The 13,272-nt window shown below is 32.5% G+C and carries 12 protein-coding genes; all 12 read right to left on the bottom strand.

Annotated elements, in window-relative coordinates; all coding sequences use genetic code 11:
* Nucleotides 1-2: 2 nt before the first annotated feature.
* The 12 genes from TTE_RS05570 to TTE_RS05515 all read right to left on the bottom strand — a co-directional run bounded on the left by TTE_RS05570 (nt 3) and on the right by TTE_RS05515 (nt 13,197).
* Nucleotides 3-497 (bottom strand): S41 family peptidase, encoded by a 495-nt coding sequence (locus TTE_RS05570; RefSeq protein ID WP_011025509.1) that lies wholly within the window; start codon nt 495-497, stop codon nt 3-5.
* 388 nt (nt 498-885) lie between these two features.
* Nucleotides 886-2,169 (bottom strand): IS110 family transposase, encoded by a 1,284-nt coding sequence (locus TTE_RS05565; RefSeq protein WP_009609587.1) that lies wholly within the window; start codon nt 2,167-2,169, stop codon nt 886-888.
* Between the two features lie 713 nt (nt 2,170-2,882).
* Nucleotides 2,883-4,166: an IS110 family transposase gene (locus tag TTE_RS05560; RefSeq protein ID WP_011024548.1), complete on the bottom strand. Its 1,284-nt coding sequence runs from the start codon at nt 4,164-4,166 to the stop codon at nt 2,883-2,885.
* 115 nt (nt 4,167-4,281) lie between these two features.
* A complete protein-coding gene (locus TTE_RS05555; protein WP_050724076.1) occupies nt 4,282-4,968 on the bottom strand; it encodes a hypothetical protein in 687 nt (228 codons plus the stop codon).
* Between the two features lie 91 nt (nt 4,969-5,059).
* Entirely contained in the window at nt 5,060-5,248 is a 189-nt protein-coding gene (locus tag TTE_RS05550; RefSeq protein ID WP_011025506.1) for a hypothetical protein, read from the bottom strand.
* A 92-nt stretch (nt 5,249-5,340) separates the two neighbouring features.
* The gene (locus tag TTE_RS05545) at nt 5,341-6,666 is read right to left on the bottom strand and encodes a radical SAM/SPASM domain-containing protein (protein ID WP_011025505.1); all 1,326 of its coding nucleotides are present in this window, start codon (nt 6,664-6,666) and stop codon (nt 5,341-5,343) included.
* 470 nt (nt 6,667-7,136) lie between these two features.
* On the bottom strand, nt 7,137-8,702 hold the full coding sequence (locus TTE_RS05535; RefSeq protein ID WP_011025503.1) for an ABC transporter ATP-binding protein: 1,566 nt from the start codon (nt 8,700-8,702) through the stop codon (nt 7,137-7,139).
* Nucleotides 8,703-9,050: 348 nt separating this feature from the next.
* The gene (locus tag TTE_RS13925; RefSeq protein WP_011025501.1) at nt 9,051-9,221 is read right to left on the bottom strand and encodes a hypothetical protein; all 171 of its coding nucleotides are present in this window, start codon (nt 9,219-9,221) and stop codon (nt 9,051-9,053) included.
* Nucleotides 9,222-9,269: 48 nt separating this feature from the next.
* Nucleotides 9,270-10,043 carry an ABC transporter permease gene (locus tag TTE_RS05530; RefSeq protein ID WP_011025500.1) on the bottom strand — a complete coding sequence of 258 codons (774 nt, stop codon included), beginning with the start codon at nt 10,041-10,043 and terminating at the stop codon, nt 9,270-9,272.
* Nucleotides 10,044-10,047: 4 nt separating this feature from the next.
* A complete protein-coding gene (locus tag TTE_RS05525) occupies nt 10,048-10,839 on the bottom strand; it encodes an ABC transporter permease (protein WP_011025499.1) in 792 nt (263 codons plus the stop codon).
* Nucleotides 10,832-11,848, bottom strand: coding sequence for an ABC transporter ATP-binding protein (locus TTE_RS05520; protein ID WP_011025498.1), 1,017 nt, complete (start codon nt 11,846-11,848; stop codon nt 10,832-10,834). Before TTE_RS05520 ends, TTE_RS05525 begins: the two co-directional genes overlap by 8 nt.
* A gap of 38 nt (nt 11,849-11,886) precedes the next feature.
* Nucleotides 11,887-13,197: a radical SAM/SPASM domain-containing protein gene (locus TTE_RS05515; RefSeq protein ID WP_011025497.1), complete on the bottom strand. Its 1,311-nt coding sequence runs from the start codon at nt 13,195-13,197 to the stop codon at nt 11,887-11,889.
* Between the last annotated feature and the right edge of the window lie 75 nt (nt 13,198-13,272).

The following is a 13,272-nucleotide window of genomic DNA, read 5'->3' as shown; positions in this document are numbered from 1 at the left end:
CCTTATTTAATACCCTTTTCCTCATTTTCTAACGATTTAATTACTTGCAGTATTTTTTGTTTTAGCTCCTCATCTTTTTCAAATGGGTTTTTAGGCATCATTTTTATTTCTATATCCGGTATACTCCCTGTTTCAAAATATGAAGTACCATCTTGATTTATAAGCATTGCTCCATCAAATCTCACGATTAACCCGCTATTAGGAAGGCGCATTAAACCTGGCATAAGCCATCCTCCATCTCCTTTTCTGGTTCTTTCACCTATTACTGTAGCAAAGCCCGTTTCTTTACAAAATTCTGCAAATATATTTGCTGTTGAATAAGTGGTTCTACTAACGATTAAAAATATCTTACCATTAAAATCTACAGGTTCTACATATTTAGAAAATTTTTCAAAATCTTTTACTATATCTGTGGTCGCATAGTACATGAAACTTTCTTTTACTTCTGCAGGAAGCAAATCATATATAGGAAGTTTATCTATTGTATTAATTTCCAAATCTGGTATATAATTTTCAAGCAGATTAACAATATATTCCCCCCCTATCTCAATATTTTGTAATTAGCTCAATCAAGCTTGAAAAATCTCATTTTTTCACTAAATTTGAGCTCTTTTTACCTTTTTCAAATAAAGCCTTTTTAAAACAACACAACACCTCCCTTAGGCAACTTATTTCACGGTTGCCTTTTATTAGCATATTTTTATGTTTTTTTACTTAGCCCTCGGCTACCCTATCATGTCTCTCAGGGTCATGCCCTTAATTACATTCCTTCCTCCTGCCTTTGAGGGCTTTTGGGGAGCTTCTTACTCGTATTCAGGGTCTTGCCCTTATGGGGGGTACTACAGCTTCCCCAACCTTATTTGCTCTAAATTGATTTGTTGCCCCCTAGGCTACTAATTCCTTTATTTGCTTCATACGATATTCTCCAAGTACTTTTTGTGAATCGTATTTTTCTTTCTTCTTAGCAAGCGTAAACATAACTCTTATGAGTTTTATTGAAATCGCAATTAATGCTTGTTTCTTCTCTAAAGGATTTTCTCGCCTTCTTAAAAAGTAGTTGTAAAGTGCTTTAAATTCTTTGTTTTTGGCTACTAATGTCAGGCTTGCTTTGTATAGAAGATTTCTTAACTCAGGACGCCCTCTCTTTGATATCTTGGTCTTCCCCCTGTGTTTCCCTGATTGGTTATCCGTTATGTTTAATCCCCCAAGTTTCTGGATTTGTTTATAGTGTGTGTATTTCCCTATGTCCCCTACTTCTGCTAAAAATCCTGCTACTGTTATTACTCCTATGCCTGGAATGCTTAACAGATATTCTGCTATGTCTATTTTTTTGAGCAGTTCTTCCATAGCTTTTTCTATGGTTTCTAATTGTGTTTTTAAAAATTCTAATTCATCAAGGTAAATGTTTAAACGTATTTGTGCCCCTTTTATCCCTTCTTTTACACCTATTGACTTTTTTGCTGCTTCAATGAGCTTTTCTGCCCTTTTCATGCCTACCCTGTTATTAGTGGCTTTCTTTAGCTGTTCTGCTATTTCTTCTTTGCTCAGTTTAAGTATTATGCTGGGAAATGGACAGTTCCTCAATATCCATAAGGCTGCTTTCCCCCACAAATTCTTGAATACTTCTTCAAATTCAGGAAAGTATTCGTCTAATATTGCAATAATTTTATTCTTTACACTGTTTAGTTTCTTTATTAACTGCTTTCTTGCAACTGAAAGGTTTCTTAAATCTGCATATGTGTTTTGAGGTAAAAGACAGTTTAGAAATTTCCCTTCTTTTATTAGTCTTGCAATTATTAACGCGTCCTTTCTATCGTTTTTTGATGGACTGTTGTCCTCCTCTTCTTTCCTTTGTTTTACGTGATATGGGTTTACTATCACTACTGTATATCCTTTTTCTTTTAAAAACCATGCAAGTGGCTTCCAATAATGACCGCTTGGTTCGAAACCTATTAATATTTTTGTTGCTTTCGATTTTTCTTTGGCTTCGAGTATTTTGGATACTAGACGTTCATATCCATCTATGCTATTATTAAATTTGAAGGGTTTTATTACTTCAAGTCCTATGTGATTTATTATTCTTGCATAATGGGTCTTTTTAGCTACATCGACCCCGACAAAAATTATATCAGAACTGTGGACTAAAAGTAGTTTTTGTACTTTGTTCATGTGTATCACCCTCCTGGTTATTGTTTTTCCTTTTCACTTTCTTTTTTACCAGGAGGGTTTTATTTTTGCAAAGGCTATTTTAATTTATTACAGGAATGCTCGTATAAGATAAGTCTTTTCTACTGACAAGTTTTTAACTTCTTTTAACTTATTTTTCAAAGGTGCTATTATAGCTTCCAACCAGTACCCTCTATTACCCCCTCCCTCTATTATCTTTTATTTTCTCTTAATATCTTAGTTTTTCTTTAATTTTCTCATCACAACAAGAGCATCTCATGGCTTATATTACCATTTCTTGCTTATCTAACCATTAAATGGGTAAGCTTAATAAACCTCATATCCTATTTCCATATTATGGCGGGATAGCTCCACTTATCTCATGGGGTTTACCCTCCCATGTCTCACTGGATCTTAGTCCTTAATTCCTTCGTTCTACCTGCCATGAGGTGGATGTCATTTCTGCTCCATTGCAGGGTCTTTGCCCGTATGGTGATTATTTTTATGACAATTCCCGCTCTTGTTGTCAATATCCCATCTCTTGATTGGTTGTTTTTGTCTTATTCCTTCTTTTACCTTTTATGTCACATCGTTCACACTTTCGCTTTTCATAAAAATCAATTTCTTCTTAAGGGTCAGCTCTTTAGATGTGACTAAGTTAAAGCTGAAGAGAAGATGATTAACCCTTAATTGATTTGATAGTATGTTGGCACTTTTTATGCAGCTTCCTGTAAGCCTGGCCTCTTTATGTCCTTCATCATCTTGATTGGGTCATATTTTACTCCTTTCTTTAATATGACATAAAATATCCTTATCAGTTTGTTGCACAATACTATTAGTGATTGCTTCTTTTTTAGCGGGTTTTGCGCTCTGGTGGTGTAATATTTGTGTAGTTCACGAAATTCTTCGTTTTTTGCGACCAAGGCCATTACTGCATTAAATAGCACACTCCTCAATCGCTTCCTCCCTCTTTTACTTATTGTCGTTTCTCCTTTATGCTTACCAGAGCTATTTTCTATTAGGTTTAATCCCCCTAGTTTTTGTATCTGTTTTGGATGTTCATATTTTTCAATATCTCCTACTTCTGCAATAAAACCTGCTACTGTGTTTACTCCTATCCCTTTGATTTCTAGTAGTTCTTTAACCCCTGGTATCTCAACTATTAATTCTTCCATCTTCTTCTCTATTTCTTCAATTTGTTTTTTTAAAAATTCGTATTGTTCAATGAGAGTCTTTATCTCGTATTCCGCCATCTTTATGCCCTGCTTCTTCCCTATGCTCTCCTTAGCAGTTTCTATCAGCTTTATAGCCCTTTTTTCTCCTACCCCTCTTTGTACTTCTTTCTTCCATATCGATATTATTTCTTCAGCACTCTTTTTTGCTATCTTCTCAGGCGTTGGAAATTCTCTTAATGTGATAAGTGCTGCTTTCCCTTCCCAGTCTGAAAATACGGTGTTAAACTCTGGAAAGTATATGTCCAACCATCTTGTTATTTGATTTTTTGTCATCCCTATTTGTTTGTTCAACCTGTCTTTTATGCCCATCGCTACCCTTAATTCTGCATATACTCCTTCAGGTATTATCGGCTCTACATATCTCCCGTCTTTTACTAGCATTGCTATTGTTTTTGGGTCTTTCTTATCGCTTTTTGTGGGAGAATTGTCATCTAATTCTTTGCTCATCTTTACATGAAATGGATTAACCAATACTACCTTTATGTTATTGTCTTTAAGGTATTGGGCAAAACACAGCCAATATTGCCCTGTCGGTTCTATCCCTACTATTAGTTTGTTTTTCTTATGTCTCTCCATCAAGTCTTTTGCCCAGTTAAGAAATTTTGTCATACCTTCTCTATTGTTTTCAAATCTCAGGTATTTCCCATATTCTACTCCTCTGTAGTCAAATGCTCTGGCATAATGGCTTTCTTTTGCTATGTCTACTCCCGCAATTAATGTGTCTCCCGTTACTTGCAAAATCTTTTCATTTTGTTTATACTTCATTTTAGGTACCTCCTGTTTATTTTGATAATTCGAGGTAAGTTCTTAAACTTACACTCTGTATTTTATCAGGAGGTACTTATTTTTTCAAAGTCCATTCTCCCTTATTTTTTATTCATTACAGGAATGCTCCATTATCACTAATATCTATGACTAAATATGGATAATCCTTTATACTTCTCAAAAAATCGTATATCATCTCTCTTTCCCTTTTGTACTCTTCTCCTTCATTGTGATAATCAAGCAAAAAAGAGTGGACTTTCAAATAAGCAATTTTTCCAGGCTCTATAACGTCTGTTGTAACGTTTTCCTTCGGTTTCATTAGTGAATAGTAATTTTCTAGTTCGCCCTCTCTATGTGCATTCTTAAAGATTTTTTCCCACATCTTGTAAGAACTTTCTGATTCCTTAAGCATATCTTCATAAGGTTTAAAACCCCATGGTCCAAGTAAATTTCTGTAATGCCCAGGACTTAAAACATAGGTATGCCCATCATGAAATTTTGATAGAATCTCATTTAATGCATAATAAAATTCCAAATTATTTTTTGTCTTCTTTACCTTTTCTGTAAATTGCTCTTTATATGCTAGCCAGTCATAGCCGTACATTTTCTTCACTTCATAAAAATGCGCATAATTGTCTTTTAAAATGTTGTACATGTATTCAAAGTCTTCTATTTTTTGCTTTTCTGTTAATTCCTTTGTCCAATATAAATTAAGCCGTGTATTCAAAAAAATATGTGTACTGAGTAATATAATTACTGAAAATACCAAAGTAACTATTAAAATAGGTAACTTTTTTCTCAAGAATATATCCATCCTTTCTCTTATAATTTTTAAAAGTAGCGATGCATCTAAAACTTAAAAGTTCCAGATGCATCGCTATTAAGATAACAATTTACTTTATTGCTCCGTAATAAGGCTCCATCTTAGGACGGCATGCCTGCACCCAACAATATGGACCCCAGCACACACAGGGATCTGGTCCTTCTGGTAATTTTATTATATCACAAGGTGTTATAGGAAAAACGTCATTAGGTATCTCATTGCCAATTTCTTTATTATACCCTTCTATCAAATATTCCATTTTCTTTTACCTCCCTTCTTTTCATCTTTTATATAGAATGTGCGCACATTCTAATCAAAATTAATACCCTAAAACATCAAACTCAAATTGGTTTAAACCCTTTCTTGTTTTTTCTCTAATAATTCTTTTGCTATATCTTTTAAATACTCTTCTAAAACATACTTATAATCCCTACACCTCTCCGTCACTCTCTCTATTCTTCTCCTTGGACATCCTCCCATACAAATTGGCAGTAGCTTGCAATCAATACACATCTCGTCTATCGCAGGGTCATAAAGAAGATATTCCATATATTTATCAACATTCAAAGAAACTAAGGACGTGTCGTCCAATATATTCCCTACTCTATACTTTTCCATACCTATATCAGACCAGCACTTGTATATGTATCCTTCCGGGTCTATCACCATTGAATTTACACTATCTGCTCCACAAAAATTGTATTTTAAATGGGGGTACTTATGCATTAAATTATTCGAAAAACCTCTTTCTTTTAACACTTTTTCAAACATATAAGTAACCTTAGAGTATTCATACATAGATAGACATTTATTTGGTACGTAACTGTCATTTGTATGTTCTACATGTCCCAAATAAACGCTGAGTCTATTTTTCAATCCTCTCATTTCTAACTCATCTAATATCTCATTAACTCTGGTTACGTTTTCTTTGTCCACGTTTATTCTTAAGTAAATATTTGGCATTATATCAATATTTTCTTCTATGTTGGCCAGTATCTTTTCAAAAGTCCCCTGTCCACTTTTTAAAGGACGTCTCTTATCATGTACATCCTGGGGACCGTCTAATGTTATTTGTATAAATGATAATCGCAAGTTCTTAAATTGTTCCACTACTTCCCTCGTCAAGTTATATCCATTTGTCACAATAGATGCACCATATATAACTTCGTTTTCATCACAGAGTTTTATAATTTTTTCTGACATATCTTTGACAATGTCAAAAGCCAACAGCGGTTCTCCTCCATACCAAACAATATTTACACTCTGCAAATACTTCATATGCCGCTTTATGTATTCAATTATTTTATGCTGCACTTCTTGGCTCATAAATACATTTTTCTGACTATCCTTTTCATAACAATATACACAAGCAAAATTACACCCTAGTGTAGGTGCAATAGTTAAACCTAAATTTTTGTCATTAAATCTACTCCGCCAGAGATTAAAATGCAACAACTGGAGTTCATCAACATTGTCATCTATGATAAATTGCCCTTTTTTCAAGTCTTCTATTAATTTACTGTCATCAATTGAAATGCCCTTTTCTACATAATTTTTATACTTATCGTAATTATTTTTTTCCATTAAGGCTAAAGCTCCTGTTCTTGAATTATAAGCTACTATTTTCTCCGGATCTTCAGGAAAGTCAAAGAAAAAGTTATACTTAGACGGTTTCATTTTCTTTCTCCCTTTAAAGAATTTTTATGCTTAGCCCATCCCAAAAACTTTTCTACATCAAAGTTCTAAGATGTGCCTTTGGCCTGCTTGAAATCTATCTTGGCTTTGCATCTTTTTACTTATCTACAACTACTGAATGCCAATCTATTATATCCTTTTCTCCCATTGGTCCTATACTTTCGACATTTCCCATCACACTAAAACACCATGAATGCAGTAAAAGAGTAACTATGGAAAAAATAATTAATAATTTTTTCTTCATGTCTCTCCCTACTCCCTTTACTTTTCCTTCTCTTACCTATATAATATATGGTAAGTTAAACAATTTCAACCCGAATGGATTCTGGGTGGTGTGTAAAAAAATGGATGGATTCTATTATGATTTAGAGGCTTTTGGAAATGAATTGAGAGAAATTCGCAAACAAAGAGCATTGTCTCCAGTGTTCACAAACAATTAATAAGAAAAAACATCAAGCCTTAGCAGAAACATCGTTATTTCTATTTTCTATGAGCTGTTCCTTAATAATATCACGGTAAGTAGAGCATGAGGCAAGCAATTCTTCATGAGTCCCAATAGCAGCAATTTTTCCTTTATCAAGCACATAAATTTCTCTGCACTGAAGAACTGTTGATAACCTATGGGAAATCACAATTAAATTTGGAATGATAGCTTTTATATTCTTAAATATCACATTCTCTGTTTCGGCATCCACACCTGATAAAGCTTCGTCTAGTATTAATAAAGTTGGTTTTCTCAAAATAGCTCGTGCCAAAGCTAAACGCTGTCTTTCTCCAGTAGATAATGCTTTTCCACCTTCTCCAACCTTCGTATTGAGAAATTCTCTACCAAAATTAAGTCCGCAAAGTTTTAGAGCATACTCCATCTCCTCTTCTGAAAAGTTCTCCCCCATTGAAAGGTTCTCCCTTACTGTCATCCCAAAAATAAAATCTGTATTGCTAACAAGTAAAATATATTTGCGCAAGGACTTCTTTGAATAGGCAGTAATTGGAACATCATTTATTAAACATCTCTCACTATCAAAATATCCGCTTAAAAAGCGCACTAAAGTACTTTTACCCGAACCACTATAACCAACAATTGCAATATTTACGTTATTTATAAAATCAAGTTTTAGGTTGATATTATCTAATACCTCTTTATCCCCATACTTAACTGTTAATCCATTAAGAGATATGCTTTTTAGCTCTCTCAATGTCCTTGTTCCATCCGGAGCAGTGTAAGTAGTCTCAATAATCGTTAAAACTCTACTAAAAGGTGGAATAACTTGACTAAAAGCACCTAGATTTTTTGAAAAATTGCTAAGAGGTTCAAACAAATTCTCAGAATATAGATAAAAAGCGATCATAGTACCTATATCTGTTCTACCTATAGAAACTAAAACTGCGCCCACCCCGAAAATCACAAGTGGAAATATAGCGCTCAAATAAGAATAGCTTGCAGTATAGGCTTTCATATTGAAGATAACTTTTCTGATATTTTTTAACCATTCTTTAATATCAAACAAAAATTTCTTAATGAGAAAATTTTCCTGTTTATAAAAAATAGCAATGGGCAATCCTTCTATTTTTTCTTTTAAGCTTTCTAATACATTTGCATAAGAAATCCTCTCTTCCTGAGACGATTCGATAATTCCTTTTGAGTATTTTTTAAATACAAAAAAGTAAAAAGGAATAAAGATTACCGAAATTATACCAAGGATAGGATTGAGATATACCAATACGGCTATCACAACTAAAAATCTTAAAAGATTAAGAAGGATTGACGGTAAAAAACCCGAAACAACAATACCTGCCATCTCTCCATCAGAAAGTATCTTTGAAATATACTCTCCGCCCTTTTCTGAGATAAGTCTTTCTATAGAAAGCTTTTGCAGACTTTCATATGTCTTCTGAAAAAAATCAGCTGTTGCTTCTTTTTGGAGATATTCGAACCTATACTCTGCTATAAAATTTAAAATTACTACAGTAGTTCTTATGACAAAGAGCGCCAACAAAAGCGAAATTAACTTTGACAAAAAAATTTTGACTGCATTAAATTAATTATTTCTCGATTAATAAAAGGTACCAAGGCTCCCAGTAAAGATATTGCAGTCCAAAGGATGAGTATACAAAACTGTGCCTTCCAATATGGTCTGGAGTAGTGAAGAATTTTCCTAAGATATTCTCTATGCATTTTTTCTACCCCCAAAGTAATGAGAAATATTCTCTAGGATTTTTTGCCCATTTCCTTTCTTTCTCATTATATATATCTTTTTTAAAACTTCATCCCAAAATAGGCTTTCAAAATCAACAAATTCACCAAAGCGCTTTTTTATGAGTAACGGATCTGACTCCAAAGAAATCAACGCTGCAGGACATAAATCTTAAAAGTCAGAAAACCACACTTTCAAAGGAAAATTTAAATCTCTAAATTTTTCTAATAGCCATCCTTCTATTTCTTCATACTTGTTATAAAAACAGTTTTTCTGTAAGTTTAATATATTATCAGCTAGCTTTAGGTGCAAATTTGTAAGAAATGGAATTTTTAAATTCAAAAGGTTTATCTCCTTGTGAAACCTCCTCTTTATCTACCTCATAATAGTCTATCCCCTTCCCTGATATTTTACAAGACCTCTTTGCCAGAGCGTAAGTGATATTCCTAAAAATACAAGTAATAAAATTGTCTGATATATGAATATTTCTTGAAAATTTGAAAGTCCAATTAATATTCTTGTAGGAAAAGAGGAAAATATTATAACAGGTATAATTGTCATAAACACCTTCCTTATGATGCCTGAATATATTACATCAGGATATTTAGCAAATTCCATCAAATCATCATATATATAAAACATGTTGTTTACCTCAAAAAACCAAAAGGAAAGAAGACTTATACAAAAATTTGAAATAGTATATATGATTAAAGATAAAATAAGTGAAATTATATAATAAACTAAGTTCATGCCTGTATGAATGTCATTCATCTTAAGTCCATAAATTAAAAGTATAAATCCAGGCAGTACCCTCCATACTCTCCCAATATTCACTCTTTTAAGTAATATAAATGCAATTGTATTTACAGGCTTTAATAGGTAAATCTCCAAATTCCCTTCCTTTACAGTTTCAGGTAAACTCAATATACCTCCTCTAAAGGTCATGTTATAGACCTCAATAAGGATAAAATAGGTACCAAGTAAAACATACACATCTCCTAAAGTAAAGCCTCCTATTTCACTGACATTCAAATATATCACTCTAAAAAGTAAAAGGATACCAATTAAATAAACCAGTTGGGTAAAAAAGTTGAAGAATACATCAACCCTAAAAGCCAAATCCATTTTTAGCCTCAATTTAAAAAGGGACTTTATAAACCTCATTTTATTATCCTCCCGACGCAGTAAATCTCCTACTTCCTATTTTAAAGACTAAATGGCTTAATGACACTAAAACGAATATCCAAATTGCCATTGAAGCAAATTCAAATACAATATTTAATCCCGTCATTTTTCCTAAAAATATTTGTGCTGGTACATAGCCGCAAAACTTAAAGGGTAAAAAAAGCCATAGGCTTTTAGCTGGCAGCAAATCCAGCGGAATTAGCATACCAGATAAAAGGGCAACAATCCCTTCAGAAAAATATATAATGTATGTACTTCTCTCAAACCAAAAGCTCAAAAGATTAAGTATATAACCATAACTAAACCCTATTACTATTCCACCCATCCAAAATAAAATACTTAAAAAATATGTACTGGCTTCCTTTGGAATTACAACATAATCTTTTAGTATAATTGATACCACTATAACTCCTGCTATCCCAAAAATCCACTGTATTATCCATGAACCAATAAGCCTAAAAAAATAGAGAAGATAATGGTTCACAGGCTTTGTGAGCCAAAGGCTTAAACTTCCATCTTTTATACTTTCCCCTATTTCTATCCAAGCAGAATAAGGAGTATTCATTACAAAAAATTGTGTCACAATAAAATATGTAACCATATCTGAAAGGTTATATCCTCCAATGCTTCCTCCATGGGAAAGTATTGTCTTCCAGAGAAAGAAAAGGGCTAACGGTGGAATAAGCACCACTGTTAAGTAAAATAAAGAATTTGCTTTGTACTGAAGCATTCTCTTGACTTCACATTTTGCACTTTCTAAATATAGCCTAATCATTTTCCTTCCCCTCACTGTAGAATCTATAAACCACTTCTTCTAATGTTGGCTCCATAATCTCAATATCTGAAATATTGTATTTGTTTAAAATTTCTTTTGCCACATCCTTTGAAATGCTTTCTTCTGTACTAATTGTAAGGCAGTTTTCTTCCTTTGATATGACCGCTACACCTTCTACACTCAGTAATTTCTTTTCTATATTTTCATTAAATACCTCATCAAAACATATTTTTATAAATTTCCTGCCAAATATTTTTTTCTTAAGCCCTTCAATATCTCCGTCATATAATTTCCGACCTTTATCAATCATTATCACCCTTGAAGCACATTTTTCTATGTCTTTCATATTATGGCTTGTGAGCATTACAGTAGCCTTATAATCCTTTACATACTCCTTCAAAAAATTGTGAAGTTCATTTTGAGAAAATATGTCAAGCCCAAGAGTTGGTTCGTCTAATAAAATTAGCTTTGGCTCCCATAGCAAATTTGCAACTATCTCCGCTTTTTTTCTCTGCCCATGGGAAAGGTTTCTCACAGGACTTTTTAAAATATCTTCTATCTTCATCATTTCAGAAAGTTTGTCTACTCTATTTTTATATTCGCTATACGAAAGATTGTAAATTTCTTTTATAAAATAAAAGCCGTCCAAAACAGGTAGGTCCCATGCTACCTCTTCAAGAAATCCCCTTGATGCCATAATAAAGCTTATTTTAGATAAAAATTTTTTGCTCCTTTTGTATGGAATTTCATCAAGCACACGAACTTCTCCTTCTGTAGGGAAAAGGACTCCTGCAAGAATTTTCAAAGTAGTAGTTTTGCCTGCCCCATTTGGTCCTATATATCTTACAATTTCTCCTTCTCCTACATTAAAAGAAACTCCTCTTAATGCTTCAACTTCTTCATATAAAGGTTTAAATATACTCTTTACACTTTCTATAAGGCCTGCCTCTTTCACCTGTCTTCTATAAATTTTTGTAAGATTGGCTACTTCAATTACATGCCCACTCATTTTTCTCCTCTGCCTTTCAAAAATTATGTTTAAAATCCTTATTCCCTCTTTATAAATAAATCAACATCTATCCACTTAACTTTACCTAATACATCAAGTAACTTGTCAATTTCTTTTGCCATAGATATTTTATCACACTCTTTTGTTTTACCTAAAGTGTAAGAATTAAAATTACATCCTCCATTACAAATTCCTCCATAAAAATCACAATTATTGCATTCAAAATCTTTATTGCTTTCAACAAATCTAGCGCTATTTATTAAAACTAATTCCGGTTCCTTTATTACTTCATTATAGCTACACAATTTAAAATCATCTATTCCAACTCCCGATATACATTTATAAATATCCCCTGTAGGATGAATTACAAATTCATTTTCTTTCCTGTTTACACAAAAAGAATTGTTCAAAAAATTAACTACTTTTATTCCTTTGTCTATTGCTTCATTTAATACACTGTAATATATGTCTTTGCAAAGATAGCCGTTAGGAATATTGGCATCCACAAACTCGCAACCTCCTTCTGGTCTACAAATTGTGCCAATATTAAATACTATTCTATTTTCATCATCAAATAATAAGTGATCAAATTCTTCTACTAATTCGTCTATCATACTTCCATAATATTTATAATTCGACAAATCAATAACAGTATTGATTATAATACGCGTTTCTGTATCATTTAAAAGTTTTTTGATATTATTTACGATAAGTGCCCAGCTGCCTTTTCCGTTTTTAGTTATACGTCTTTTATCATGAATTATAGAAGGACCATCTATGGTAATTTGTATATCACTAATATTAAATTTATTAATTACATCAATGACTAACTTATTAATCATGGTACCATTGGTTACAGCTGTTATTCTACTTATTGGTAATAAAGCATCAGTAGCTTTTGTCAACAAATCGTTTAAATATTTTGGATACAAAAATGGTTCTCCTCCAAAAAGTGTAATTACTATCTCTCTAGGCCAAAAAATTTCGTAAATTCTTTTCCATAAATTAACTCTCTCTGTGGGAGACATAATGTCTTGCTTTTTATTCCTATTTTGTTGCATGCAATATAAACATTTTAGATTGCAATCAAAAGAAAAAACATCTGTTATATAAAGTTTTTGAAGATCGTATTTTATCTTATTATTGAAGTATCGATTCACTTCATGTTCGTTGAGATAACTAGGTAAAATAAACTTTTCATTCAATAGATCATAGTAAACTGGTGACTTAAAGAGTTCCTGTAAATTGTGAATATTATATCTTTTGTCAATAATTCTGAAATCTCTTAATATTTTATTGTATACCACAAACTCTCCCGTCCTTAGTCTCTTACCAAATAAATAAGCCATAATTTTTCACCTCTGAATTGGGCATCTTCTAAATTCTTTGTTCCTTAATATTCCGCTAATTAATTATATTATGTT

The sequence above is a fragment of the Caldanaerobacter subterraneus subsp. tengcongensis MB4 genome (assembly GCF_000007085.1).
Classification (GTDB): domain Bacteria; phylum Bacillota; class Thermoanaerobacteria; order Thermoanaerobacterales; family Thermoanaerobacteraceae; genus Thermoanaerobacter; species Thermoanaerobacter subterraneus.
This window is presented reverse-complemented; position numbering and strand designations above follow the sequence as displayed.

Bases quoted from the DNA above. Each gene is read 5' to 3' on its own strand.
- TTE_RS05560 (WP_011024548.1), bottom strand. From the start codon at position 4,166: ATGAAGTATAAACAAAATGAAAAGATTTTGCAAGTAACGGGAGACACA.
- TTE_RS05515 (WP_011025497.1), bottom strand. From the start codon at position 13,197: ATGGCTTATTTATTTGGTAAGAGACTAAGGACGGGAGAGTTTGTGGTA.
- TTE_RS05525 (WP_011025499.1), bottom strand. From the start codon at position 10,839: ATGATTAGGCTATATTTAGAAAGTGCAAAATGTGAAGTCAAGAGAATG.
- TTE_RS05565 (WP_009609587.1), bottom strand. From the start codon at position 2,169: ATGAACAAAGTACAAAAACTACTTTTAGTCCACAGTTCTGATATAATT.
- TTE_RS05550 (WP_011025506.1), bottom strand. From the start codon at position 5,248: ATGGAATATTTGATAGAAGGGTATAATAAAGAAATTGGCAATGAGATA.
- TTE_RS05520 (WP_011025498.1), bottom strand. From the start codon at position 11,848: ATGAGTGGGCATGTAATTGAAGTAGCCAATCTTACAAAAATTTATAGA.
- TTE_RS05530 (WP_011025500.1), bottom strand. From the start codon at position 10,043: ATGAGGTTTATAAAGTCCCTTTTTAAATTGAGGCTAAAAATGGATTTG.
- TTE_RS05545 (WP_011025505.1), bottom strand. From the start codon at position 6,666: ATGAAACCGTCTAAGTATAACTTTTTCTTTGACTTTCCTGAAGATCCG.